The 25,436-nt window shown below is 64.5% G+C and carries 27 protein-coding genes and 1 tRNA gene; all 28 read right to left on the minus strand.

The features are described from left to right. Positions 1-8: 8 nt before the first annotated feature. The 28 genes from rplE to tuf (OSC30_RS08825) all read right to left on the minus strand — a co-directional run bounded on the left by rplE (position 9) and on the right by tuf (OSC30_RS08825) (position 25,432). Positions 9-548 (minus strand): 50S ribosomal protein L5, encoded by a 540-nt coding sequence (gene rplE / locus OSC30_RS08690; RefSeq protein WP_267171450.1) that lies wholly within the window; start codon positions 546-548, stop codon positions 9-11. A gap of 12 nt (positions 549-560) precedes the next feature. Continuing rightward, complete coding sequence (gene rplX, locus OSC30_RS08695; protein ID WP_267171451.1) at positions 561-875, minus strand: 50S ribosomal protein L24; 315 nt, start codon at positions 873-875, stop codon at positions 561-563. A gap of 15 nt (positions 876-890) precedes the next feature. After that, a complete protein-coding gene (rplN, locus tag OSC30_RS08700) occupies positions 891-1,259 on the minus strand; it encodes a 50S ribosomal protein L14 (RefSeq protein ID WP_014402147.1) in 369 nt (122 codons plus the stop codon). Positions 1,260-1,273: 14 nt separating this feature from the next. Then, positions 1,274-1,534 (minus strand): 30S ribosomal protein S17, encoded by a 261-nt coding sequence (gene rpsQ, locus OSC30_RS08705; RefSeq protein WP_267171452.1) that lies wholly within the window; start codon positions 1,532-1,534, stop codon positions 1,274-1,276. Between the two features lie 11 nt (positions 1,535-1,545). Next, positions 1,546-1,731: a 50S ribosomal protein L29 gene (rpmC, locus tag OSC30_RS08710; protein WP_091340512.1), complete on the minus strand. Its 186-nt coding sequence runs from the start codon at positions 1,729-1,731 to the stop codon at positions 1,546-1,548. Next, positions 1,731-2,144 (minus strand): 50S ribosomal protein L16, encoded by a 414-nt coding sequence (rplP, locus tag OSC30_RS08715; RefSeq protein WP_091340510.1) that lies wholly within the window; start codon positions 2,142-2,144, stop codon positions 1,731-1,733. Before rplP ends, rpmC begins: the two co-directional genes overlap by 1 nt. Before the next feature lie 11 nt (positions 2,145-2,155). Then, on the minus strand, positions 2,156-2,905 hold the full coding sequence (rpsC, locus tag OSC30_RS08720; RefSeq protein WP_267171453.1) for a 30S ribosomal protein S3: 750 nt from the start codon (positions 2,903-2,905) through the stop codon (positions 2,156-2,158). A gap of 14 nt (positions 2,906-2,919) precedes the next feature. Next, a complete protein-coding gene (gene rplV / locus OSC30_RS08725; RefSeq protein WP_209619580.1) occupies positions 2,920-3,255 on the minus strand; it encodes a 50S ribosomal protein L22 in 336 nt (111 codons plus the stop codon). 1 nt (position 3,256) lies between these two features. Next, positions 3,257-3,529, minus strand: a complete 273-nt coding sequence (gene rpsS / locus OSC30_RS08730; RefSeq protein WP_267171454.1) for a 30S ribosomal protein S19 — start codon at positions 3,527-3,529, stop codon at positions 3,257-3,259. A gap of 12 nt (positions 3,530-3,541) precedes the next feature. Then, positions 3,542-4,363 carry a 50S ribosomal protein L2 gene (rplB, locus tag OSC30_RS08735; RefSeq protein ID WP_091340499.1) on the minus strand — a complete coding sequence of 274 codons (822 nt, stop codon included), beginning with the start codon at positions 4,361-4,363 and terminating at the stop codon, positions 3,542-3,544. Positions 4,364-4,383: 20 nt separating this feature from the next. Continuing rightward, positions 4,384-4,677 (minus strand): 50S ribosomal protein L23, encoded by a 294-nt coding sequence (rplW, locus tag OSC30_RS08740; protein WP_267171455.1) that lies wholly within the window; start codon positions 4,675-4,677, stop codon positions 4,384-4,386. After that, positions 4,674-5,276 carry a 50S ribosomal protein L4 gene (gene rplD, locus OSC30_RS08745; protein ID WP_267171456.1) on the minus strand — a complete coding sequence of 201 codons (603 nt, stop codon included), beginning with the start codon at positions 5,274-5,276 and terminating at the stop codon, positions 4,674-4,676. Before rplD ends, rplW begins: the two co-directional genes overlap by 4 nt. Positions 5,277-5,287: 11 nt before the next feature. Continuing rightward, positions 5,288-5,929, minus strand: coding sequence for a 50S ribosomal protein L3 (gene rplC / locus OSC30_RS08750; protein WP_267171457.1), 642 nt, complete (start codon positions 5,927-5,929; stop codon positions 5,288-5,290). 20 nt (positions 5,930-5,949) lie between these two features. Next, positions 5,950-6,261 (minus strand): 30S ribosomal protein S10, encoded by a 312-nt coding sequence (rpsJ, locus tag OSC30_RS08755; protein ID WP_014402136.1) that lies wholly within the window; start codon positions 6,259-6,261, stop codon positions 5,950-5,952. Positions 6,262-6,643: 382 nt separating this feature from the next. Further along, entirely contained in the window at positions 6,644-7,834 is a 1,191-nt protein-coding gene (tuf, locus tag OSC30_RS08760) for an elongation factor Tu (RefSeq protein ID WP_267171458.1), read from the minus strand. 154 nt (positions 7,835-7,988) lie between these two features. After that, positions 7,989-10,106: an elongation factor G gene (gene fusA, locus OSC30_RS08765; RefSeq protein ID WP_267171459.1), complete on the minus strand. Its 2,118-nt coding sequence runs from the start codon at positions 10,104-10,106 to the stop codon at positions 7,989-7,991. 235 nt (positions 10,107-10,341) lie between these two features. After that, positions 10,342-10,809, minus strand: coding sequence for a 30S ribosomal protein S7 (gene rpsG, locus OSC30_RS08770; RefSeq protein ID WP_267171460.1), 468 nt, complete (start codon positions 10,807-10,809; stop codon positions 10,342-10,344). A gap of 135 nt (positions 10,810-10,944) precedes the next feature. Next, positions 10,945-11,319, minus strand: coding sequence for a 30S ribosomal protein S12 (gene rpsL / locus OSC30_RS08775; protein ID WP_056001731.1), 375 nt, complete (start codon positions 11,317-11,319; stop codon positions 10,945-10,947). Between the two features lie 171 nt (positions 11,320-11,490). Then, entirely contained in the window at positions 11,491-15,705 is a 4,215-nt protein-coding gene (rpoC, locus tag OSC30_RS08780; RefSeq protein WP_267171461.1) for a DNA-directed RNA polymerase subunit beta', read from the minus strand. 95 nt (positions 15,706-15,800) lie between these two features. Further along, the gene (gene rpoB / locus OSC30_RS08785; protein ID WP_267171462.1) at positions 15,801-19,961 is read right to left on the minus strand and encodes a DNA-directed RNA polymerase subunit beta; all 4,161 of its coding nucleotides are present in this window, start codon (positions 19,959-19,961) and stop codon (positions 15,801-15,803) included. 227 nt (positions 19,962-20,188) lie between these two features. Continuing rightward, positions 20,189-20,560 carry a 50S ribosomal protein L7/L12 gene (gene rplL, locus OSC30_RS08790; protein WP_267171463.1) on the minus strand — a complete coding sequence of 124 codons (372 nt, stop codon included), beginning with the start codon at positions 20,558-20,560 and terminating at the stop codon, positions 20,189-20,191. Positions 20,561-20,604: 44 nt separating this feature from the next. Beyond that, positions 20,605-21,138: a 50S ribosomal protein L10 gene (gene rplJ, locus OSC30_RS08795; RefSeq protein WP_267171464.1), complete on the minus strand. Its 534-nt coding sequence runs from the start codon at positions 21,136-21,138 to the stop codon at positions 20,605-20,607. A gap of 344 nt (positions 21,139-21,482) precedes the next feature. Then, on the minus strand, positions 21,483-22,190 hold the full coding sequence (gene rplA / locus OSC30_RS08800) for a 50S ribosomal protein L1 (protein WP_267171465.1): 708 nt from the start codon (positions 22,188-22,190) through the stop codon (positions 21,483-21,485). Positions 22,191-22,193: 3 nt separating this feature from the next. Next, the gene (rplK, locus tag OSC30_RS08805; RefSeq protein WP_267171466.1) at positions 22,194-22,622 is read right to left on the minus strand and encodes a 50S ribosomal protein L11; all 429 of its coding nucleotides are present in this window, start codon (positions 22,620-22,622) and stop codon (positions 22,194-22,196) included. Between the two features lie 408 nt (positions 22,623-23,030). After that, a complete protein-coding gene (nusG, locus tag OSC30_RS08810; RefSeq protein ID WP_267171467.1) occupies positions 23,031-23,591 on the minus strand; it encodes a transcription termination/antitermination protein NusG in 561 nt (186 codons plus the stop codon). Positions 23,592-23,601: 10 nt separating this feature from the next. Beyond that, positions 23,602-23,991, minus strand: coding sequence for a preprotein translocase subunit SecE (secE, locus tag OSC30_RS08815; RefSeq protein ID WP_267171468.1), 390 nt, complete (start codon positions 23,989-23,991; stop codon positions 23,602-23,604). Positions 23,992-24,072: 81 nt separating this feature from the next. Next, positions 24,073-24,148, minus strand: a tRNA-Trp gene (locus OSC30_RS08820). A 93-nt stretch (positions 24,149-24,241) separates the two neighbouring features. Then, on the minus strand, positions 24,242-25,432 hold the full coding sequence (gene tuf, locus OSC30_RS08825; protein WP_267171458.1) for an elongation factor Tu: 1,191 nt from the start codon (positions 25,430-25,432) through the stop codon (positions 24,242-24,244). Positions 25,433-25,436 lie beyond the last annotated feature (4 nt).

The following is a 25,436-nucleotide window of genomic DNA, read 5'->3' on the forward strand; positions in this document are numbered from 1 at the left end:
CGGCGCGATCAGTTGCGGAACGGGAAGCTGAAGGCTTCCAGCAGCGCCTTGGCTTCTTCGTCGGTCTTGGCGGTGGTGGTGATGGAGATATCCATGCCACGCATTGCGTCGATCGCGTCGAAGTCGATTTCCGGGAAGATGATCTGTTCCTTGACGCCGAAGTTGTAGTTGCCACGGCCGTCGAAGGCGCGACCGGGCACGCCACGGAAGTCGCGGGTACGCGGCAGCGAGACGTTGATCAGGCGGTCCAGGAATTCCCACATGTTGGCGCGGCGCAGGGTGACCTTGCAGCCGATCGGCCAGCCGTCGCGGATCTTGAACGAGGCCACGGACACGCGCGCCTTGGTCGTGATCGGCTTCTGACCGGCGATCTTGGTCATGTCGGCGACGGCATTGTCAAGAATCTTCTTGTTGCCGGCAGCCTCGCCCACACCCATGTTCAGGGTGATCTTGGTGATGCGCGGAACCTGCATCACGTTCTCGTAGCCGAAGCGCTCGGTGAGCTTCGCAACGACCTGTTCTTTGTAAAAACTTTCAAGGCGCGTCATGACATGGATTCCTTACGCGTCCAGCTGTTCGCCATTGGAGCGGAACACGCGGACCTTGCGCCCATCCTCGAGCGTCTTGGCACCCACGCGCTCACCCTTGCCGGTGGCCGGGTTGAACAGCTGCACATTGGAGATATGGATCGAGGCCTCGCGCTCGACGATGCCGCCGGCTTGCTGGGCCTGCGGATTCGGCTTGGTGTGGCGCTTGACCAGGTTCACGTTGGAGACGAACACGCGGTCGCCGTCAACGCGCAGCACGTCGCCGCGCTGACCCTTGTTCTTGCCGGCGATCACGAGGACCTGATCACCCTTGCGGATACGGTTCATGGTTCTTCTCTCCGCTCAAAGCACTTCGGGCGCGAGGGAGACGATCTTCATGAACTTCTCGCCGCGCAGCTCACGCGTGACCGGCCCGAAGATGCGGGTGCCGATCGGCTCGAGCTTGTTGTTGAGGAGCACCGCTGCATTACCGTCGAAACGGATCAGCGAGCCATCCGGGCGGCGCACGCCCTTGGCGGTACGAACCACCACGGCGTTGTAGACCTCGCCCTTCTTCACCTTGCCGCGCGGAATGGCATCCTTCACGGTGACCTTGATCACGTCACCGATCGCGGCGTAGCGGCGGTGGGAACCGCCGAGCACCTTGATGCACATCAATTCCTTGGCGCCGCTGTTGTCGGCCGCGGAAAGCGTGCTCTGCATCTGGATCATGTCTGCACCCTCCCTTAGACCGCTGCACGCGTGACGATTTCGACCACGCGGTGATGCTTGGTTTTGGACAGCGGACGGCACTCGGCGATGCGCACCAGGTCACCCTCGTTCGCACCGATATCGTCCTGCGCATGCAGTTTGGTCGACCGGCGGATGATCTTGCCCAACAGGCCATGCTGCACCTGGCGCTCGATCAGGACGGTGACCGTCTTGTTCATCTTGTTGCTGATGACGCGGCCCTCGAGGGTGCGCGCCTGCTTGGTGTTCTCGCTCATGTCGGCGTCCCTTACTTCTTCGTGCCGAGCACGAACTTCGTGCGGGCGATGTCGCGCCGCACGCGGCGCAGCTGGTGCGGCTGGCTGAGCTGGCCGGTGCCCTTCTGCATGCGCAGGTTGAACTGCTCCTTGCGCAGGTCCAGCAGGTGCTGCTTCAGCTCGTCGGCCGACTTGGTGTTCAGATCGTTGGTGGCCATCACATCACCGCCCGGGTCACGAATTGGGTCTGCACCGAGAGCTTGGCGGCGGCCAGGCGGAACGCCTCGCGTGCCGTCGCCTCGTCGATACCCTCGATTTCATAAAGCATGCGGCCCGGCTGGATCGGGGCGACCCAGAACTCGACGCCGCCCTTGCCGGCGCCCATGCGGACTTCGATCGGCTTCTTGGTGATCGGCTTGTCCGGGAACACGCGGATCCACAGCTTGCCGCCGCGCTTGACGAAACGCGTGATGCAACGACGGGCCGCCTCGATCTGGCGCGCGGTCAGCGCGCCATGGGTGGTTGCCTTCAGGCCGTACTCGCCAAAGCTGACGAGGTTCGAGCACTGGGCCAGGCCATCGTTGCGGCCCTTGAACTGCTTGCGGTATTTGGTTCGCTTCGGTTGCAACATGGCAACTCTCCTTACTTCGCCGTCCGCTCGCGACGGCCTTCACCGCCCTCGCGACGCGATTCACGACGACCCTCGCCACCTTCGCGGCGCGACTGCGACTGCTCGTCCTTCGACTCGGCCGATGCTGCTGCCAGGTCGAAGATCTCGCCCTTGTAGATCCACACCTTGATGCCGATGATGCCGTAGGTGGTCTTCGCCTCGGCAAAGCCGTAGTCGATGTCGGCACGAAGGGTGTGCAGCGGCACACGACCCTCGCGGCTCCACTCGGAACGGGCGATCTCGGCGCCGTTCAGACGGCCGGAGACGTTGATCTTGATACCCAGGGCACCCAGGCGCATCGCGTTGCCGACCGAGCGCTTCATGGCGCGGCGGAACATGATGCGGCGCTCCAGCTGCTGGGCGATCGACTCGGCCACCAGCTGCGCGTCGAGCTCGGGCTTGCGCACTTCGCTGACGTTGATGTGCGCCGGGACGCCCATCATGTCGGACACTTCCTTGCGCAGCTTTTCGATGTCCTCACCCTTCTTGCCGATCACCACGCCCGGGCGGGCGGTGTGGATCGTCACGCGGGCGGTCTTGGCAGGACGCTCGATCTGGATCTTGGAGATGCCGGCCTGCGCCAGCTTCTTGCGCAGCATCTCGCGGACCTTCAGGTCAGCCGCGAGGTACTGGGCATACTCGCCCTTGTTGGCGTACCACTTCGAGTTCCAGTCCTTGGCGATGCCGAGGCGGATACCGGTGGGATGAACTTTATGACCCATCGTCTTCTGTCCTCTTACTCGCCGACGACCACGGTGATGTGGCTGGTGCGCTTCAGGATGCGCGAACCGCGACCCTTGGCACGTGCAAACATGCGCTTCATCGACGGACCTTCGTCCACGAAAATGCGCGAGACCTTCAGCTCGTCGACGTCGGCGCCCAGGTTGTTCTCGGCGTTGGCGACGGCCGAGAGCAGCACCTTGCGCACAAGGTGGGCGGCCTTCTTGTTGGTGAACTGGAGCACGTCGCTGGCGCGGCCCACGGGCATGCCGCGGACCAGGTCAGCCACCAGGCGTGCCTTCTGCGCCGAGATGCGGGCGCTGCGCAGGATCGCTTTGGCTTCGGTGCTCATCTTACTTGCCCTTCTTGTCGCCGCCGTGGCCCTTGAAGGTACGGGTCACCGCGAACTCGCCGAGCTTGTGCCCGACCATGTTCTCGTTGATCAGTACCGGCACGTGCTGGCGACCGTTGTGGATGGCGATGGTCAGGCCCACCATTTCGGGCAGGATCATCGAGCGGCGCGACCAGGTCTTGATCGGACGCCTGTTGTTGGCGGAAACGGCGACTTCCACCTTCTTGGCGAGGTGCAGGTCGATGAACGGACCTTTCTTGAGAGAGCGCGGCATGGTCGTTTCCTGTTACTTGCGGCGACGCACGATGAACTGCTGCGTGCGCTTGTTGTTGCGGGTCTTGTAGCCCTTGGTCGGCGTGCCCCACGGGCTGACCGGATGACGGCCGCCGGAGGTACGGCCTTCACCACCGCCGTGCGGATGGTCGACCGGGTTCATCACCACGCCGCGCACGGTCGGGCGAATGCCCTTCCAGCGCTTGGCACCGGCCTTGCCGAGCTTCTTCAGGCTGTGCTCGGAATTACCGACCTCGCCGATGGTGGCGCGGCAGTCGACCGGCACACGGCGCATTTCGCCGGAGCGAAGACGCAGCGTGGCGTAACCGGACTCGCGAGCGACCAGCTGCACGGAGGCGCCGGCGCTACGAGCGATCTGCGCACCCTTGCCTGCCTTCATCTCGATGCAGTGGATGGTCGAGCCGACCGGGATGTTGCGCAGCGGCAGGCTGTTGCCGGCCTTGATCGGCGCATCGGAACCGGACACCAGGCGGTCACCGACCACCACGCCCTTGGGTGCGATGATGTAGCGGCGCTCGCCGTCGGCGTAGCACAGCAGCGCGATGTGCGCGGTGCGGTTCGGATCGTATTCGATGCGCTCGACCTTGGCGGCGATGCCTTCCTTGTCGCGCTTGAAGTCGATGATGCGGTAGGCCTGCTTGTGGCCACCACCGCGGTGACGCGTGGTGATGCGACCGTAGTGGTTGCGGCCACCCGTCTTGGACTGCGACTCGGTCAACGCCGCGTACGGCGCGCCCTTGTGCAGGCCTTCGGTGCGGACGCTGACAGCGTCGCGGCGGCCCGGCGAGGTCGGCTTGTGAGTGATCAGTGCCATCTCAATTCAACTCCTTGAGCTCAGGCCTTGGCCGACACGTCGATGGTCTGGCCATCGGCGAGGCGGACATAGGCCTTGCGCTTGCCCTGGCGGTTGCCAGCGCGGAAACGGAAGGACTTGACCTTGCCCTTGGCGTTGACGAGGTTCACCTGCTCGACCTTCACGTCGAACATCTGTTCCACCGCCGCGCGGACGTCGGCCTTGGTCGCCTCGGGGGCGACCACGAATACGTACTGGTTGTTCTCGGCGAGGCGCGCGGCCTTTTCGGAGATGTGCGGCGCACGCAGCGTATTGAGAATGCGTTCGTTGCTCATGCGAGCCACTCCTCGATCTTCTTGACCGCGTCAGCGGTCATCACCACGTGGTCGGAACCGACCAGGCTGACCGGATTCAGCGCCATCACGTCCAGCACGTGCAGGTACGGGATGTTGCGCGCCGCCAGGAACAGCGCCTCGTTGGCATCCTCGCTGACCAGCAGCACGCGGCCGGATACTTCCAGCTCGGCCATCTTGGCGAGCATCGACTTGGTCTTCGGCGCGTCGATGCCGAAGCCCTCGACGACCTTCAGGCGACCTTGGCGATTCAGCTCGGAAAGGATCGAGCGGATGGCGACGCGGTACGCCTTGCGGTTGACCTTCTGCTCGAAGCTGCGAGGCTTGGCCGCGAAGGTGACACCGCCGCCGACGAAGATCGGGGCGCGGTAGTCGCCGTGGCGGGCGCCGCCGCCCTTCTGCTTCTTGAACTTCTTGGTGGTACCCGACATCTCACCGCGCGACAGCTGCGCCTTGGTACCGGCGCGACCGCCGGCCTGGTACGCAACCACCACCTGGTGGATCAGGGCCTGCTTGAACTCACCGCCGAACACTTCGTCGGACACGGTGAGCGGCTTGGCGCCAATGACATTCAGTTCCATGGCGTCTCTCCTCAACCCTTGGTGGTCGGGCGAATCACGACGTCGCCGCCGGTCGCACCCGGCACCGCGCCCTTGACCGCGATCAGGTGACGCTCGGCATCGACCTTGACCACTTCCAGACCCTGCTGCGTGCGGTTCACGTTACCCATCTGGCCGGACATCTTCTTGCCAGGGAACACGCGGCCCGGCGTCTGGCGCTGACCGATCGAACCCGGCGCGCGGTGCGACAGCGAGTTGCCGTGCGTCGCATCACCCATCGAGAAGTTCCAGCGCTTGATCGTGCCCTGGAAGCCCTTGCCCTTGGAGACGCCGGCGACGTCGACGATCTGGCCAGCCGAGAAGATCTCGTCCGCCTTGATCTCGGCGCCGACGCTGTACTTGCCGAGGTCTTCGGCAGCAACGCGGAACTCCCACAGGCCGCGGCCCGGCTCGACCTTCGCCTTCGCGTAGTGGCCCTTCGCCGGCTGGGTCAGCAGCGAGGCGCGCTTGACGCCCGCGGTGACCTGGATCGCGGTGTAACCATCGTTGTCTTCGGTCTTCAGCTGGGTGACGCGGTTCGGGGTCGCTTCAATCAGCGTCACCGGAATCGAGCGTCCGTCTTCAGTGAAGAGCCGGCTCATGCCGCACTTGCGGCCAACCAGTCCGATACTCATCTTCGTATCCTGTCTATCGCTCAGCCGAGCTTGATCTGGACGTCCACGCCAGCGGCGAGGTCAAGCTTCATGAGCGCGTCCACGGTCTTGTCGTTGGGGTCGACGATGTCGAGCACACGCTTGTGGGTACGGGTTTCGTACTGATCGCGCGCGTCCTTGTCGACGTGCGGCGAGACCAGGATCGTGTAGCGCTCGATCTTGGTCGGAAGCGGAATGGGGCCGAGCACCGTAGCGCCGGTGCGCTTGGCCGTCTCGACGATCTCGCTGGCCGAGCGATCGATCAGGCGATGATCGAACGCCTTGAGGCGGATGCGAATCTTCTGGTTCGCCATAAAACCGTGTCCTGTTATCGAAAGAACAAATGCTTGTCTCGAGGTGGCTTCTCACCGCCCCGCACAACCCTTTTTGGAGCTACCCCGCACACCTGGGCGCGCTGGGCGAAAAAGCTAGGCGAGCACAAACGGCTCGCCTAGACAGAAAATTATAAATCGCGCAACGGACAAAGGTCAACAGAACGTGTCTGCGACCTATGGCATGTTGCGAGGGCCGTCCGGCCTGCGAACTCGAAGTACGTCCTGTACCTCATTTCGCGGTATCGAGCCTGGCAAGCGCCAAGCTCGTCAACAACTTGTCGAGTATAGCGGCTTCCCGGGCACAGCGCCAGCCATGCACGGAAAAACCGCGGCCTCCGAAAGGAGGCCGCGACAGTCGAACTTACTTGATGACCTTGGCCACCACGCCGGCGCCGACGGTGCGGCCGCCTTCGCGGATGGCGAAGCGCAGGCCCTCGTCCATCGCGATCGGGTGGATCAGGCTGACCACCATCTTCACGTTGTCGCCCGGCATCACCATTTCCACGCCTTCCGGCAGCTGGCAGGCACCGGTGACGTCGGTGGTGCGGAAGTAGAACTGCGGACGGTAGCCCTTGAAGAACGGCGTATGACGGCCACCCTCGTCCTTGCTCAGCACATAGACCTCGGCCTCGAAGTCGGTGTGCGGGGTGATCGTGCCCGGCTTGGCCAGCACCTGGCCACGCTCGACGTCGTCACGCTTCAGGCCGCGCAGCAGCAGGCCGGCATTGTCGCCCGCCTGGCCCTGGTCGAGCAGCTTGCGGAACATCTCCACGCCGGTGACGGTGGTCTTCTGGGTGTCACGGATGCCCACCACTTCCACTTCGTCGCCGACCTTGATGATGCCGCGCTCGATACGACCGGTCACCACCGTGCCGCGGCCGGAGATCGAGAACACGTCCTCGACCGGCATCAGGAACGGCTTGTCGATCGCACGCACCGGCTCGGGAATGTAGCTGTCCAGCGCATCGACCAGCTGGATGATCGCCGGCACGCCGATTTCGCTCTGGTCGCCTTCCAGCGCCTTCAGCGCCGAACCCTTCACGATCGGAGTGTCGTCGCCCGGGAAATCGTACTTCGACAGCAGCTCGCGCACTTCCATCTCGACCAGCTCGAGCAGCTCGGCGTCGTCGACCATGTCGGCCTTGTTCAGGAACACGACGATGTAGGGCACGCCCACCTGGCGCGACAGCAGGATGTGCTCGCGCGTCTGCGGCATCGGGCCGTCGGCGGCCGAGCACACCAGGATCGCGCCGTCCATCTGCGCCGCACCGGTGATCATGTTCTTGACGTAGTCGGCGTGGCCGGGGCAGTCGACGTGCGCGTAGTGGCGCGTCGGCGATTCGTATTCCACGTGCGCGGTCGAGATCGTGATGCCGCGTGCCTTCTCTTCCGGCGCCGCATCGATCGCGCTGTAGTCCTTGAACTCGCCACCGAAGCGCTCGGCGCCCACCTTGGTCAGCGCCGCCGTCAGCGTCGTCTTGCCGTGGTCCACGTGGCCGATCGTGCCGACGTTCACGTGCGGCTTGGTGCGTTCGAACTTACCCTTTGCCATGACTTGAGACCTCTAGATAGAACTATCGTCAGTGCGGCGTCGGCCGCGTGTTTTCATTTACGCGGCCGGTCAGGGCCGCACTGCTCTTTTGAAGACTGCGGCCAGGGGTGGCCGCTTTTTGATCTCGCTCTGCAATCACGGATGATCGCAAAAACTATGCCTTCTTGATCACCTGCTCGGCGATGTTGTTCGGCGCTTCCGCGTAATGATCGAACTCCATCGTGAACGTCGCACGACCCTGGGTCAGCGAGCGGATGGTGGTCGCGTAGCCGAACATTTCGCCAAGCGGCACCATCGCGTTGATGGTCTTGCCCGACGGCGTATCGTCCTGGCCCTGCAGCAGGCCACGACGGCGGCTCAGATCGCCCATCACGTCGCCGACGTACTCTTCCGGCGTAACCACCTCGACCTTCATCACCGGCTCGAGCAGTACAGGGTTCGCCTTGGCGAAGCCCTGCTTGAACGCCATCGAGGCGGCCAGCTTGAACGCCATTTCCGACGAATCGACGTCGTGGTACGAACCGAACACCAGCTTGGTCTTGACGCCAACGACGGGGAAGCCAGCCAGCGGACCGCTGGTGATCGTCTCGCGCAGGCCCTTTTCGACCGACGGGATGAACTCCTTCGGAATCACGCCGCCGGAGATCTCGTTGACGAACAGGAAATCGTCCTTGACGTCCGAGCTCTTGCGCTCTTCCTCGGTCATCGGCGACATCTCGATCACCACGTGACCGTACTGGCCCTTACCGCCGGACTGCTTGGCGTGCTTGTAGTCGGACTTGACGTCCGACGCGCGGATCGTCTCGCGGTAAGCCACCTGCGGCTTGCCGACATTGGCTTCGACGTTGAACTCGCGCTTCATGCGATCCACCAGGATGTCCAGGTGGAGCTCGCCCATGCCGGAGATGATGGTCTGGCCCGACTCTTCGTCCGTGCGCACGCGGAAGGACGGATCCTCCGCGGCAAGGCGACCGAGGGCGATGCCCATCTTTTCCTGGTCGGACTTGGTCTTCGGCTCGACCGCCATCGAGATCACCGGTTCCGGGAACGTCATCCGCTCCAGGGTGATGATGTGGTCCTGCGCGCACAGCGTATCGCCGGTCGTCACGTCCTTCAGGCCGACCGCCGAGGCGATGTCGCCCGCGCGGACTTCCTTCAGCTCATGACGCTCGTTCGCATGCATCTGCAGGATGCGGCCGATGCGCTCCTTCTTGGACTTGACCGGGTTGTAGACCTGGTCGCCCGCATTGAGCGTGCCCGAGTAAACGCGGAAGAAGGTCAGCGAACCGACGAACGGATCGGTCATGATCTTGAAGGCGAGCGCGGAGAACGGCGCACTGTCGTCCGCCTTGCGGATCGCTTCCTTGTCGTCCTCGTCCACGCCGGTCACCGGCGGACGATCGGCGGGCGACGGCAGCAGCTGCACCACCGCGTCGAGCATCGCCTGCACGCCCTTGTTCTTGAAGGCCGTACCGCAGAACACCGGAATGATCTCGCTGGACAGCGTGCGCTGGCGCAGGCCCTCGATGATCTCCGCCTCGGTGAGCTCGCCGCCCTCGAGGTACTTGTTCATCAGCTCCTCGGTCGCCTCGGCGGCCGATTCGACCATGAAGCTGTGCGCTTCGGCGGCTTTCTCCGCGAGGTTGGCCGGGATGTCCTGGTACTCGAACTTCATGCCCTGGGATTCCATGTCCCAGATGATCGCCTTCATCTTGATCAGGTCGACCACGCCGTCGAAGTTGTCCTCGGCGCCGATCGGCACCTGCATCGGCACCGGGTTGGCGCCCAGGCGCGACTTCAGCTGGTCGACGACCTTGAAGAAGTTGGCGCCGGTGCGATCCATCTTGTTGACGAACGCAAGGCGCGGCACCTTGTACTTGTTGGCCTGGCGCCACACGGTCTCGGACTGCGGCTGCACGCCGCCGACCGCGCACAGCACGAACACGGCGCCGTCGAGCACGCGCAGCGAACGCTCGACTTCGATGGTGAAGTCGACGTGCCCGGGGGTATCGATGATGTTGAAGCGGTGCTCAGGCAGCGAGCGGTCCATGCCCTTCCAGAACGCCGTGGTGGCGGCGGAAGTGATGGTGATGCCGCGCTCCTGCTCCTGCTCCATCCAGTCCATGGTGGCCGCACCGTCATGCACTTCGCCAATCTTGTGACTGACGCCGGTGTAGAACAGGATGCGCTCCGTGGTCGTGGTCTTGCCCGCATCGATGTGGGCCATGATGCCGAAGTTGCGGTAGCGCTCGATAGGAGTGGTGCGTGCCATGGATATTTACCTTTACCGGGCTGCCCTGCCCGTTCGGAGCGGCCGTCCGGACCGCGCTTTCATTAGGAGTCCGCCAAGGGCGGCGGGTTGCTTCTTGGTCGCGGGAGCCACGGCCGGAGCCGGAACCGCGAGCCAGGCGGTTGTCTTCACCGCCACGACAACGACTTGAATCGAGACCCGCCACGAATGGCAAACCGTGGTTGGCGCGCCAAACGGCGGCAACCACGGCAAACGATTACCACCGGTAGTGCGAGAACGCCTTGTTGGCTTCCGCCATGCGGTGGGTTTCTTCGCGCTTCTTGATCGCGCCACCACGGTTTTCCGAGGCTTCCAGCAACTCGGCGGCGAGCTTACGCGGCATCGAGGTTTCGCCACGCTTGCGCGCGGCGTCGATCACCCAGCGCATCGCCAGCGCCATGCGGCGACCCGGGCGCACTTCGACCGGCACCTGGTAGGTGGCGCCGCCGACACGACGGGACTTCACCTCGACGGCCGGCGAGACGTTGCCGAGCGCCTTCTCGACCAGAGCCACCGGCTCGGCGTTCTTTTCACCCAGATGGGTCAGCGCGCCGTAGACGATGCTTTCGGCGACCGACTTCTTGCCGCTCTTCATCACCATGTTGATGAAGCGGGCGATCAGCTGGCTGCCATGCTTGGGATCCGGCAGGACCAGGCGGGCGGGATGGGAACCTTTACGCGACATGTTTGGAGTCCGTGATTTTTCGCGGACAGCCTGTCCGCCTGAAAAGCGGCCGCCCTGGCCGCAAGTTTGTTTTCCGCAGACATCCCTGCCCGCGTCGCAAGCAGCCCTCCAGGCTGCGACCTCGAGGAGAGCGGATTACTTCTTCGGGCGCTTGGCGCCGTACTTGGAGCGCGACTGGCGGCGCTTGGTCACGCCGGCACAGTCGAGGCTGCCGCGCACGGTGTGGTAGCGCACGCCCGGCAGATCCTTCACGCGGCCGCCGCGGATCAGCACGACCGAGTGCTCCTGCAGGTTGTGGCCTTCGCCGCCGATGTAGCTGATGACCTCGTAACCGTTGGTCAGGCGCACCTTGGCAACCTTGCGCAACGCCGAGTTCGGCTTCTTCGGGGTGGTCGTATACACGCGCGTGCAAACGCCGCGGCGCTGCGGGCTGCTCTGCAAGGCCGGCGAAGCGCTCTTGTAGGTCTTCGGGCTGCGGTTCTTGCGCACCAACTGGTTGACTGTCGTCATGCGAAGCTTTTCCTGAGAAACATAAAGGCAGACCGAAACTCGGTCTGCCAAGAAGCGGGAATTTAACATGGCGCCTTGCACCAGGCAAGGTAACGCCCTGTCCTCCGTGACCCGAACACGAGGTGCATCCGTGCACCTCATTTCGTATGTCAGCGAGCAAACCCCTCGAGGTTACTCGGCACCCTCATCACTACCGGCGGAAGCCTCCGCAAACGTTGCCGCAGAGGAGGAGCCGGAAAGGGTTTCCAGCTCCGAGGCGGTAAGACCGCCCTGGCGACGACGCTGTGCGTGGTACGCCAGACCCGTACCTGCCGGAATCAGACGGCCGACAATAACATTTTCCTTCAGGCCCCGCAAGGTATCGCGGGTGCCGCGGACGGCCGCCTCGGTCAGCACGCGGGTGGTCTCCTGGAAGGAAGCGGCGGAGATGAACGACTCGGTTGCCAGCGACGCCTTGGTGATGCCCAGCAGGATCGACTGGTACTCGGAGGGGCGTTCGCCCTTGGCGATGGCGCGATCGTTCTCGCCATTGATACGCACGCGCTCGATCTGCTCGCCGCGCAGGTAGTGGCTTTCGCCCGGGTCGGTGATCTCGACCTTGCGCAGCATCTGGCGAATGATCGCTTCGATGTGCTTGTCGTTGATCTTCACGCCCTGCAGGCGATAGACGTCCTGGATCTCCTTGACCAGGTACGCGGCCAGCGGCTCCACGCCAAGCAGGCGCAGGATGTCATGCGGGCTGGGCTCGCCGTCGACGACGGTCTCGCCCTTCTCCACATGCTCGCCTTCGAACACGATGACCTGACGCCACTTCGGAATCAGCTCCTCGTGCTCGTTGCCGTCGACATCCTTGATGATCAGACGCTGCTTGCCCTTGGTGTCCTTGCCGAAGCTGATCACGCCCGAACGCTCGGCCAGGATCGCCGGTTCCTTCGGCTTGCGCGCCTCGAACAGGTCGGCCACGCGCGGCAGACCGCCGGTGATGTCGCGGGTCTTGGAGGTTTCCTGCGGGATACGGGCAACCACGTCGCCCACGCCCACTTCCACGCCGTTCTGGATCGACACGATCGCACCGGCCGGCAGCATGTACTGAGCCGGCACGTCAGTGCCGGGCAGCTTCAGCTCGCGTCCCTTGGCGTCTTCCAGACGCACGATCGGGCGCAGATCCTTGGCCGCGGTACCGCGACGCTTCGGATCGGTCACCACCGCCGACTCCAGGCCGGTCAGCTCGTCGGTCTGGCTCTGCACGGTAACGCCATCGAGGAAGTCGATGAAGCGCACGGTACCGGCCACCTCCGAGACGATCGGATGGGTGTGCGGATCCCAGTTGGCCACGGTCTGGCCGGCCTTGACCGCCGCGCCGTCCTTGACCGCGATGGTGGCACCGTAAGGCACCTTGTAGCGCTCGCGCTCGCGGCCGTTGGCGTCGATCACCGACACCTCGCCCGAACGCGACACCGCCACCAGATGGCCCTGGGCGTGCTGAACGGTCTTCAGATTGTTGAACTTCAGCGTGCCGGTGGTCTTGACCGAGACGTTGTCCACTGCGGCGGCACGGGAGGCCGCGCCACCGATGTGGAAGGTACGCATGGTCAGCTGGGTGCCGGGCTCGCCGATCGACTGCGCGGCAACCACGCCCACGGCCTCGCCCATGTTGACCAGGTGGCCACGGGCCAGGTCGCGGCCGTAGCACAGCGCGCACACGCCATGGCTGGCTTCGCAGGTGATCGGCGAACGGACCTTGATCGACTGCACGCCGGCCTTGTCCAGCTTCTCGACCAGCGCCTCGTCCAGCAGCGTGTCGCGCGTGACGATCGCATCGTCGTCGTTGCCCGGGCCGTAGACGTCCTCGACCACCACGCGACCGAGCACGCGCTCGCGCAGCGGCTCGACCACATCGCCGCCTTCGACGATCGGCTGCATCAGCACGCCATCCTCGGTGCCGCAGTTGTCCATGGTGATGACCACGTCCTGCGCCACGTCGACCAGGCGACGGGTCAGGTAACCGGAGTTGGCGGTCTTCAACGCGGTATCGGCCAGACCCTTACGGGCACCGTGGGTCGAGTTGAAGTACTGCAGCACGTTCAGGCCTTCGCGGAAGTTGGCCTTGATCGGGGTCTCGATGATCGAGCCGTCCGGACGCGCCATCAGGCCACGCATGCCGGCCAGCTGGCGGATCTGCGCCACGCTACCGCGCGCGCCGGAGTCGGCCATGATGTACAGCGAGTTCATCGACTTCTGGTTGATCGTCTTGCCGTCGGCGCCGGTGACCTTTTCGGTACCGATACCGTCGATCATCGCCTTGGCGACCAGCTCGTTGGTGCGCGACCAGATGTCGACCACCTTGTTGTAGCGCTCGCCGGCGGTGACCAGGCCCGACTGGTACTGCTCCTGGATCTCGACCACTTCCTTCTCGGCCTCTTCCAGGATCGGCTTCTTCTCGTCGGGGATGATCATGTCATCGATACCGATCGAGATGCCCGCGCGGGTGGCGAAGCGGAAGCCGGTGTACATCAGCTGATCCGCGAACACCACGGTCTCTTTCAGGCCGAGGCGGCGGTAGCAGGCGTTGATCAGGCGCGAGATGTTCTTCTTGGTCAGCTCGGTGTTGGCCAGCTCGAAGGGCAGGCCTTCGGGCATGATCTCGGCCAGCAGCGCGCGGCCCACGGTGGTGTCGACCAGCGCCAGATTGCTGGTGCGCTCGCCGTCGTCGGCGATGGTGACCTGCTTCAGGCGCACCTTGACCTTGGCGTGCAACTCGACCGCACGGTTGTCATAGGCGCGACGCACCTCGGCGATGCCGGAGAACACCATGCCGGTGCCCCTGGCGTTCACCAGTTCGCGGGTCATGTAGTACAGGCCCAGCACCACGTCCTGGGTCGGCACGATGATCGGCTCGCCGTTGGCCGGCGACAGGATGTTGTTGGTCGCCATCATCAGGGCGCGCGCTTCCAGCTGCGCCTCGATCGAGAGCGGCACGTGCACGGCCATCTGGTCGCCGTCGAAGTCGGCGTTGAAGGCGGTACAGACCAGCGGGTGAAGCTGGATCGCCTTGCCTTCGATCAACTTCGGCTCGAACGCCTGGATACCGAGGCGATGCAGGGTCGGGGCGCGGTTGAGCAGCACCGGATGCTCGCGGATCACCTCTTCGAGGATGTCCCACACCATCGGCTCTTCGCGCTCGACCAGCTTCTTGGCCGCCTTGATGGTGGTGGCTTCGCCGCGGACCTGCAGCTTGGCGAAGATGAACGGCTTGAACAGCTCCAGCGCCATCTTCTTGGGCAGGCCGCACTGGTGCAGGCGCAGGGTCGGACCGACCACGATCACGGAACGACCGGAGTAGTCCACGCGCTTGCCGAGCAGGTTCTGGCGGAACCGGCCCTGCTTGCCCTTGATCATGTCGGCCAGCGACTTCAGCGCGCGCTTGTTGGTGCCGGTGATGGCACGACCGCGGCGGCCGTTGTCAAGCAGCGCATCGACCGATTCCTGCAGCATGCGCTTCTCGTTGCGCACGATGATGTCCGGCGCATTGAGCTCGAGCAGGCGCTTGAGGCGGTTGTTGCGGTTGATGACGCGGCGGTACAGGTCGTTCAGGTCGGAGGTCGCAAAGCGGCCGCCGTCCAGCGGCACCAGCGGACGCAGGTCCGGCGGCAGCACGGGAAGAACGGTCAGCACCATCCACTCCGGCTTGTTGCCGGATTCGAGGAAGGCTTCGATCAGCTTGACGCGCTTGGTCAGCCGCTTGAGCTTGGTCTCGGAGTTGGTCGAGGCGATCTCTTCCTTCAGGCGGATGACTTCGCCCGGCAGGTCGATCGACTTCAGCAGCTCATAGACCGCCTCGGCGCCCATGCGGGCGTCGAACTCGTCACCGTGCTCCTCGGTCGCTTCCAGGTACTGCTCTTCGCTGAGCAGCTGGCCGCGCTCGAGCGCGGTCAGGCCCGGATCGATGACCACGAAGGCCTCGAAGTACAGGATGCGCTCGATGTCGCGCAGGGTCATGTCCAGCATCAGGCCGATACGCGAAGGCAGCGACTTGAGGAACCAGATGTGCGCGGTCGGGCTGGCCAGCTCGATGTGGCCCATGCGCTCGCGGCGCACCTTGGCCAGCGTCACTTCGGTGCCGCACTTCTCGCAGACCACGCCGCGGTGCTTCATGCGCTTGTACTTGCCGCACAGGCACTCGTAGTCCTTCACCGGGCCGAAGATGGCGGCGCAGAACAGGCCGTCACGCTCGGGCTTGAAGGTGCGGTAGTTGATCGTCTCGGGCTTCTTCACCTCGCCGTACGACCACGAGCGGATCAGCTCGGGCGACGCCAGCGCGATCTTGATCGCGTCGAAGTCGGGCGTGGTGCGCTGCTGGTTGAAAAGGTTGAGCAGGTCTTTCATGGGTGTCTCCGGTCGGAGCAAATTCTTCGGTAGAGGTTCGCGATGCGAGCTGAGGCTCAGTCAGCGTCCCGGCGCCAGGCGCCGGGACGCGACCGTCACTTCACCTCTTCCAGGTCGATGTCGATGCCCAGCGAGCGGATTTCCTTCACCAGCACGTTGAAGGACTCCGGCATGCCGGCCGCCATCTCGTGGTTGCCGTCGACGATGTTCTTGTACATCTGGTTGCGGCCCTGCACGTCGTCGGACTTCACCGTCAGCATTTCCTGCAGGGTGTAGGCCGCGCCGTAGGCTTCCAGCGCCCAGACTTCCATTTCGCCGAAGCGCTGGCCGCCGAACTGCGCCTTGCCGCCCAGCGGCTGCTGAGTGACCAGCGAGTATGGGCCGGTGGAACGCGCGTGCATCTTGTCGTCGACCAGGTGGTTGAGCTTCAGGTAATGCATGTAGCCCACGGTCACCGGGCGATCGAACGCCTCGCCGGTGCGGCCGTCGAACAGCGTGGTCTGGCCCGACTCGGGCAGATCCGCCAGCTTCAGCATCGCCTTGATCTCGGTTTCCTCGGCGCCGTCGAACACCGGCGTGGCCATCGGCACGCCTTCCTGCAGGTTGGTCGCCAGGGTCAGGATTTCCTGGTCGGTCAGCGACTTCAGGTCGACGTGCTGCACCGCGCCGGCGGCGTGGGTGTTGTAGACCTGATCGAGGAACTCACGGATCTTGCCCACCTTCTCCTGCGCCTCGAGCATGCGCTGGAACTTGCGGCCCAGGCCCTTGGCGGCCCAGCCCAGGTGCATCTCCAGCACCTGGCCGATGTTCATGCGCGAAGGCACGCCCAGCGGATTGAGCACGATGTCGACCGGCTCGCCCGTGGCCATGAACGGCATGTCCTCGACCGGCACCACGTTGGAGACCACGCCCTTGTTGCCGTGGCGACCGGCCATCTTGTCGCCCGGCTGGATGCGGCGCTTCACGGCCAGGAACACCTTGACCATCTTGAGCACGCCCGGGGCAAGATCGTCGCCCTGGGTGATCTTGGCCTGCTTCTCCTTGAAGCGACGGTCGAACTCCTCCTTGTGGCGCTTGACCTGGTCGGCCGCGCGCTCGAGGAACTCCGTGACGCTCTCGTCCTTGACGTTGATCTTGAACCAGTCGTCCTTCTTCAGGCCGTCGAGGTAGGCATCGGTGATCTCGGTGCCGCGCTTGAGGCCGCCCGGGCCGCTCATCGCGCTCTGGCCGACCAGCTGCGCGCGCATGCGGTTGTAGATCGCGCCCTCGAGGATGCGGAACTGATCGTCGAAGTCCTTGCGGATCCGCTTGATCTCCATTTCCTCGATCTGCTTGGCGCGCTTGTCCTTCTCGATGCCGTCGCGGGTGAACACCTGCACGTCGATGACGGTGCCGTCCATGCCCGGCGGCACGCGCAGCGAGCTGTCCTTAACGTCGGACGCCTTCTCGCCGAAGATCGCGCGCAGGAGCTTCTCTTCCGGGGTCAGCTGGCTTTCGCCCTTCGGAGTCACCTTGCCGACCATGATGTCACCGGCCTTGACCTCGGCGCCGATGTACACGATGCCGCTCTCGTCCAGGCGCGCCAGCGCCTGTTCGCCCACGTTCGGGATGTCGGCGGTGATTTCCTCGGCGCCCAGCTTGGTGTCGCGCGCGATGCAGGACAGCTCCTCGATGTGGATCGAGGTGTAGCGGTCTTCCTGCACGACCCGCTCGGAAAGCAGGATCGAGTCCTCGAAGTTGTAGCCGTTCCACGGCATGAAGGCGATCAGCATGTTCTGGCCGAGCGCGAGCTCGCCCAGGTCGGTGGACGAGCCATCCGCCAGCGTGTCGCCCATGGCCACGATGTCACCGACGTTCACCAGCGGGCGCTGGTTGAGGTTGGTGTTCTGGTTGGAGCGGGTGTACTTGGTCAGCGTGTAGATGTCGACGCCGGCATCGTTGTCGCCGACCTCTTCCTCGTTCACGCGCACCACGATGCGCGCGGCGTCGACCTGGTCGATCACGCCGCCGCGCTTGGCACTGACGATGACGCCCGAGTCGCGCGCCACGGCGCGTTCGATACCGGTACCGACCAACGGGGTCTGCGAGCGCAGCGTCGGCACGGCCTGGCGCTGCATGTTCGCGCCCATCAGCGCGCGGTTGGCGTCGTCATGCTCCAGGAACGGAACCAGCGCCGCGGCGACCGACACGGTCTGCATCGGCGAGACGTCCATGTAGTCGACTTCGGAGGCCGGACGCAGCTCGGATTCGCCGCGGAAACGGCAGGACACGAAGTCCTCGATGAAGCCGCCGTTCTTGTCCAGCGGCGAGTTCGCCTGGGCGATGACATGGTCGCCTTCCTCGATCGCCGACAGGTAGTCGACGGTGTCGGTGACCTTGCCGTTGGCGACCTTGCGATACGGCGTCTCCAGGAAGCCGTAGGAGTTGGTGCGGGCGTATACGGCCAGCGAGTTGATCAGGCCGATGTTCGGGCCTTCCGGCGTTTCGATGGTGCAGACGCGGCCGTAATGGGTCGGGTGCACGTCGCGCACTTCGAAGCCGGCGCGCTCGCGGGTCAGGCCGCCTGGCCCGAGCGCGGAGACGCGACGCTTGTGCGTCACTTCCGACAGCGGATTGTTCTGGTCCATGAACTGGGACAGCTGCGAGGAGCCGAAGAACTCCTTGACCGCCGCCGCGACCGGCTTGGCGTTGATCAGTTCCTGCGGGGTCAGGCCCTCGGACTCGGCCAGCGACAGGCGCTCGCGCACAGCGCGCTCCACGCGCACCAGGCCGATGCGGAAGGTGTTCTCCGCCATCTCGCCGACCGAACGCACGCGACGGTTGCCCAGGTGATCGATGTCGTCGACCGTGCCATGGCCATTCTTGATGTCGATCAGCACCTTGAGTACGTCGAGCACGTCGGAGCTCTCGCCAAGCTGCTTGACCAGCGTCTGGGCGGCCTCTTCCTTGCGCTCGGCGAAGTACTTGTGGTCATACAGCACGCCCGGGCCGAGGATTTCCTGGCGCCCCACGCGGCGGTTGAACTTCATGCGGCCGACCGCCGACAGGTCGTAGCGGTCGAAGGTGAAGAACAGGTTGAAGAACAGGTTCTGCGCAGCGTCCTTGGTCGGCGGCTCGCCCGGACGCATCATGCGGTAGATCTCCACCAGCGCCTCGAGCTGCGTCTTGGTGTTGTCGATGCGCAGGGTGTGCGAGATGTACGCACCACGATCCAGGTCGTTGACGTACAGCGTCGGCACCGTCTCGATACCGGCCTTGCGGAAGGCTTCCAGCTGTTCGGGCGTGATCTCGTCGTTGGCCGCAGCCAGCAGCTCGCCGGTGTTGGAGTCGACGATGTCGATCGCCACGATGCGACCGACGAGATAGTCGTCCGGCACTTCCAGCGCGGTGATGTTCTCGGCCGCCAGCTGACGCACGTGGCGCGCGGTGATGCGCTTGCCGGCTTCCACCAGCACCTTGTCGCCGATCGTCAGATCGAAGGTCAGGGTCTCGCCACGCAGACGCTCGGCGACAAGCTCCAGCGTGGTGCCACCCTTCTTGCCGAGGTGGAACACGTTGTGCTCGAAGAAGATGCCCAGCATCTCCTGGTTGTTGTAGCCGAGCGCGCGCAGCAGCACGGTCACCGGCAGCTTGCGGCGACGGTCGATGCGGGTGAACAGCGCGTCCTTCGGGTCGAACTCGAAGTCCAGCCACGAGCCGCGGTAGGGGATCACGCGGGCGGAGAACAGCAGCTTGCCCGAGCTGTGCGTCTTGCCGCGGTCGTGGTCGAAGAACACGCCGGGCGAGCGATGCAGCTGCGAGACGATGACGCGCTCGGTGCCGTTGATGATGAAAGTGCCGGTGTCGGTCATGAGCGGAATCTCGCCCATGTAGACCTCCTGCTCCTTGACGTACTTGACCGCCTTCTTGGAGGCCGGGCTGTCCTTGTCGTAGATCACCAGGCGCACGGTGGTGCGCAGCGGCGCACCGTAGGTCATGCCGCGGTTGCGGCACTCGCGCTCGTCGAACGCCGGCTCGCCCAGGCGGTAGTTCACGTACTCGAGGGCGGCATTGCCCGAATAGCTGGAAATCGGGAACACCGACTTCAGCGCGGCGTGCAACCCCTTCTCCTCGCGCTGCTTGGGCGCGATGTGCTCCTGCAGGAACTCACGGTAGGAATCGGTCTGGATGGTCAGCAGGTTGGGCACGCCCAGCACGGGCGGGCGCTTGCCGAAATCCTTGCGGATGCGCTTCTTCTCGGTAAACGAGTAGGTCATGGGGTGACGCCTCGGTTCGCAGTGGCGCCGGTGGTGCACACACCGGCTGATGTTGAAAGGACGGGATTCGGGAATCGAGAATCGGGAATCGTCAAAAGCGCCGACCCTGGCTTTTGCGAATCCCGATTCTCCATTCCCCATTCCCGTTGAAAACGGGCAAAGCCCGGGGGCTTTCGCCCCCAGGCTCGCTTGACGCTAAGCCAAACTGACGGCGCGCAAGGCGCCAATTACTTCAGTTCGACCGTGGCGCCGGCAGCTTCCAGATCCTTCTTGAACTTGGCAGCGTCGTCCTTCGAAGCGGCTTCCTTCACGACGCCACCGGCCTCGGTCAGGTCCTTCGCTTCCTTCAGGCCCAGGCCGGTGATGGCGCGGACCGCCTTGATCACGTCGACCTTCTTGTCGCCGGCGGACTTCAGGATCACGTCGAACTCGGTCTGCTCTTCGGCAGCCGGGCCAGCGGCGGCCGGGCCGGCGGCCATCATGACCGGGGCGGCGGCGGTGACGCCGAACTTTTCTTCGATGGCCTTCACCAGGTCCATCACTTCCATCAGCGACTTGGCGGCGACGGCTTCAACGATCTGTTCGTTGGTCAGGGACATTTGCTTTTACCTCTGAAAATGAATGCGTTTTGGAAAGTCGAAACTTAGGCGGGCTCGGCTTCGGCCGGGGCTTCGGCGGCGACTTCGCCACCACCCTGCTGATCGGCCACGGCCTTGACGACGCGGGCGAACATCGTGGCCGGCTCGGCCAGCACGCGGGCCAGCATGGCCAGCGCCTGTTCGCGGGTCGGCAGCGCGGCCAGCACGTCGACGTGCTCGGCGGGCAGCAGCTTGCCTTCCACCGCCACGAGACGCGGCTTGAGCTTGTCGTTGGTCTTGGAAAATTCCTTGATCAGACGACCGGCGGCACCGGGTTCCTCGGTCGAGAACGCGTACAGCAGCGGACCGGTCAGGACGTCCTTGACGACCTCGAACTCGGTACCGGCCACGGCGCGCGACACCAGCGTGTTCTTGACAACCTTCAGGAACACGCCCGACTCGCGGGCCTTCTTGCGCATCGCGGTCATCTGCTCGACCGTGGTGCCCGCGTACTCGGCGGCGACCAAGGAGTGGGCCTTGGCGGCGACGTCTGCCAGCTCGGCGACTACTTCTTGCTTCTGGGACAGATTGAGAGCCATTGCACTCCTCCACATGAACTCCGCTCACGGCTCCTGCCGCCTGCGGTCCTGAGCGACGCCATCCATGACGTCGGGGATGCGACGCATCCCGGGTGGTGGCCTTTCCAGAACATGCATTCCAGAGAAGGGCGACACCATCTGCGCAGGCGGGCCTTGCGGCCGATTAAGCGTTCGACGTGAAGCGGCGACGGCGATTCCCTGCCAGTAACGAGCTCCCTGCCCGTCGTCGTCGCGCGTCGAGCGCGCCTGCGGTCTTTGACGGCGACCCCGGCGCGACACGCCGGGGCTGCCCCCAAAAACTTGCCTTCGCGCCCTTGCCAGGCACGAGGGACTTCAACTTTTCCTTACTTCGCGGCGGTGTTCAGCGACGAGGTATCGACCGGCACGCCCACGCCCATCGTGCTGGACAGGGCGACCTTCTGCAGGAACTGGCCCTTGGCCGCGGCCGGCTTGGCCTTGAGCAGATCGGCGATCAGCGCGTTGAGGTTGTCAGCGAGCTGCGCGGCCTCGAAGCTGGCCTTGCCGATGGTGGCGTGGATGATGCCGGCCTTGTCGTTGCGGAACTTCACCTGGCCGGCCTTGGCGTTCTTGACGGCCGTGGCGACGTCGGCGGTGACCGAGCCATCCTTCGGGTTCGGCATCAGGCCGCGCGGACCGAGCAACTGGCCGAGCTTGCCGACCACGCGCATGGCGTCCGGCGTGGCGATCACGCGACCGAAGTCGAGATCGCCGCCCTGCATGCGTTCGGCCAGGTCGTCCATGCCGACGGCGTCGGCACCTGCAGCCTTGGCGGCCTCGGCTTTCTCGCCTGGCGGGCAGAACACGGCGACCTTGATGGTCTTGCCCGTGCCGTGCGGCAGCAGCGAGGAGCCACGCACGCCCTGGTCCGACTTCTTCGCGTCGATGCCGAGGCGCACGGCCACGTCGACGGACTCGACGAACTTGGCCTTGGCGTTGTTCTTGACGATGTTCAGGGCGTCTTCCAGCCCGTAGACCTTGCCCGGCTGCACAGCGGCCTGGGCGGCCTTCATACGCTTGGTGATCTTTGCCATGTCTTAACCCTCCACCACCAGGCCCATGCTGCGCGCGCTACCGGCAATGGTGCGCACCGCAGCGTCCAGATCCGCAGCCGTCAGATCCGGCTCCTTCTGCTTCGCAACGTCTTCGAGCTGCGCGCGGGTGATCTTGCCGACCTTGTCGGTGTTCGGCTTGGACGAACCCTTGGCGACGCCGGTGACCTTCTTGATCAGCACGGTGGCGGGCGGGGTCTTGGTAATGAAGGTGAAGCTGCGGTCCGAGTAGGCCGTGATGATGGTCGGGATCGGCAGACCCGGCTCCATCTTCTGCGTGGCGGCATTGAACGCCTTGCAGAACTCCATGATATTCAGGCCGCGCTGACCGAGGGCAGGACCCACCGGCGGCGAGGGGTTGGCCTGACCGGCCTTGACCTGCAGCTTGATGTAACCGACGACTTTCTTTGCCATGGGAAATTTCCTTGCGAGTGCAAGCGCCTTGCGGCTCCTCGCTTGACTTGCCTCCATGCGGTGGAGAGGCCGCTTTCCGTGCAGCCCTTTCGAAAACGCGAACACGCCGAGTCGAAAGACTTCGGCGTGGAACCGCGTAGTTTAAGGAGTGATCAAGTTTTAAGCAAGTGGCGGGCCAGCGAGGCGCTTCGCGAGGGCGGCCCTAGTGACAACCTCGGCCTCCTTGTAGGAGCGCCTTGGGCGCGACCGCGCGCTCTCAAGCCGCCGCGACCGCTCCAGTCACCGCGGTCGCGCCCAAGGGCGCTCCTACAGTGGCTGGCTCCGCGAATAGAAGAGGTAGCGATCCCCGAAGCCCTATCTCACGCCCCATGCCTTGCCCCTCCCTTCGGAGAGGCAAGCGGGCAAGGCTCAAGCCTTTTCGACTTGCCCGAATTCCAGCTCGACCGGTGTGGAACGACCGAAGATCAGCACCGCCACGCGCAGGCGGCTCTTCTCGTAGTTGACTTCCTCGACCACGCCGTTGAAGTCGTTGAACGGGCCCTCGGTGACGCGGACCATCTCGCCCGGCTCGAACAGCACCTTGGGCTTGGGCTTCTCCACACCCTCGCGCACGCGGCTCAGGATGGCGTCAGCCTCGCTGTCGCGGATCGGCAGCGGACGGTCGGCGGTACCGCCGATGAAGCCCATGACCTTGGGCGTTTCCTTGACCAGGTGCCAGCATTCGTCGTCGATACGCGGCGACTTGCCCTCGGTATCGGTCTCGATCTGCACCAGCACGTAACCGGGGAAGAACTTGCGCTCGCTGCGGCGCTTCTGGCCGCCGCGCATCTCGATCACTTCCTCGGTCGGCACCAGCACCTCGCCGAACTTTTCCTCCATGCCCTCGCGCTGGATTCGCTCGGTCAACGACTTGCGGACCTGGTTCTCGAAGCCCGAATAGGCGTGCACTACATACCAACGCTTGCTCATGGGCTACTCCTTACGAACCGAGTTTGAGCAGCCAGTCGAGCACGACCGACTTGAGGATGAGGTCGATCAGGCCCAACAGCAACGAAAGGACGATCACGACCGCAATGATCACGAGGGTCGTCTTGAGGGTTTCGTCGCGCGTCGGCCAGACGACCTTGCGCATCTCGAACTGGGACTCGGCGATGAAGTTGCGCGCACGACGGCCCGGCCCGGTGAACGCCGCAATCGCCGCCGCCGCCACCAGGGCCACCAACACGCCGGCCAGGCGCACCGACCCGGGCACGGTGTTGTTGAACCAGGAGTAGGCAAAGATGCCCGCCGCCAGCACCAGCACTGCCAGCACCAGCTTGCCGATATCCGCGCCACTCGTGCCGCGGGGCTGTTCTGCCTTGGTATTCATCGCGCAGTGAGCGGGAGAAGGGTTGCCGTCATGGCCAGTCGGCCATCGACGTCACCCGTACCCGTCATCGATCCTCGAAGGTGGCACGCCAGGAGGGACTCGAACCCCCAACCTGCGGTTTTGGAGACCGCTGCTCTGCCAATTGAGCTACTGGCGTATGGTGAATCGGAAGCGGAAGCGGGAGCCGGAACCGGTCAGCGCAGCATGCGCTCTTCCGATTCGCGGCTCCCGTATTTTCCACAAGAACAGCTTACTTGATGACCTTGGCCACCACGCCGGCGCCGACGGTGCGGCCGCCTTCGCGAATGGCAAAACGCAGGCCCTCGTCCATCGCGATCGGGTGGATCAGGCTGACCACCATCTTCACGTTGTCGCCCGGCATCACCATTTCCACGCCTTCCGGCAGCTGACAGGCACCGGTGACGTCGGTGGTGCGGAAGTAGAACTGCGGACGGTAGCCCTTGAAGAACGGCGTATGACGGCCACCCTCGTCCTTGCTCAGCACATAGACCTCGGCCTCGAAGTCGGTGTGCGGGGTGATCGTGCCCGGCTTGGCCAGCACCTGGCCACGCTCGACGTCGTCACGCTTCAGGCCGCGCAGCAGCAGGCCGGCATTGTCGCCCGCCTGGCCCTGGTCGAGCAGCTTGCGGAACATCTCCACGCCGGTGACGGTGGTCTTCTGGGTGTCACGGATGCCCACCACTTCCACTTCGTCGCCGACCTTGATGATGCCGCGCTCGATACGACCGGTCACCACCGTGCCGCGGCCGGAGATCGAGAACACGTCCTCGACCGGCATCAGGAACGGCTTGTCGATCGCACGCACCGGCTCGGGAATGTAGCTGTCCAGCGCATCGACCAGCTGGATGATCGCCGGCACGCCGATTTCGCTCTGGTCGCCTTCCAGCGCCTTCAGCGCCGAACCCTTCACGATCGGAGTGTCGTCGCCCGGGAAATCGTACTTCGACAGCAGCTCGCGCACTTCCATCTCGACCAGCTCGAGCAGCTCGGCGTCGTCGACCATGTCGGCCTTGTTCAGGAACACGACGATGTAGGGCACGCCCACCTGGCGCGACAGCAGGATGTGCTCGCGCGTCTGCGGCATCGGGCCGTCGGCGGCCGAGCACACCAGGATCGCGCCGTCCATCTGCGCCGCACCGGTGATCATGTTCTTGACGTAGTCGGCGTGGCCGGGGCAGTCGACGTGCGCGTAGTGGCGCGTCGGCGATTCGTATTCCACGTGCGCGGTCGAGATCGTGATGCCGCGTGCCTTCTCTTCCGGCGCCGCATCGATCGCGCTGTAGTCCTTGAACTCGCCACCGAAGCGCTCGGCGCCCACCTTGGTCAGCGCCGCCGTCAGCGTCGTCTTGCCGTGGTCCACGTGGCCGATCGTGCCGACGTTCACGTGCGGCTTGGTGCGTTCGAATTTACCCTTTGCCATGCGC

Source organism: Frateuria hangzhouensis (assembly GCF_026410505.1).
Lineage (GTDB): Bacteria > Pseudomonadota > Gammaproteobacteria > Xanthomonadales > Rhodanobacteraceae > Frateuria_A > Frateuria_A hangzhouensis.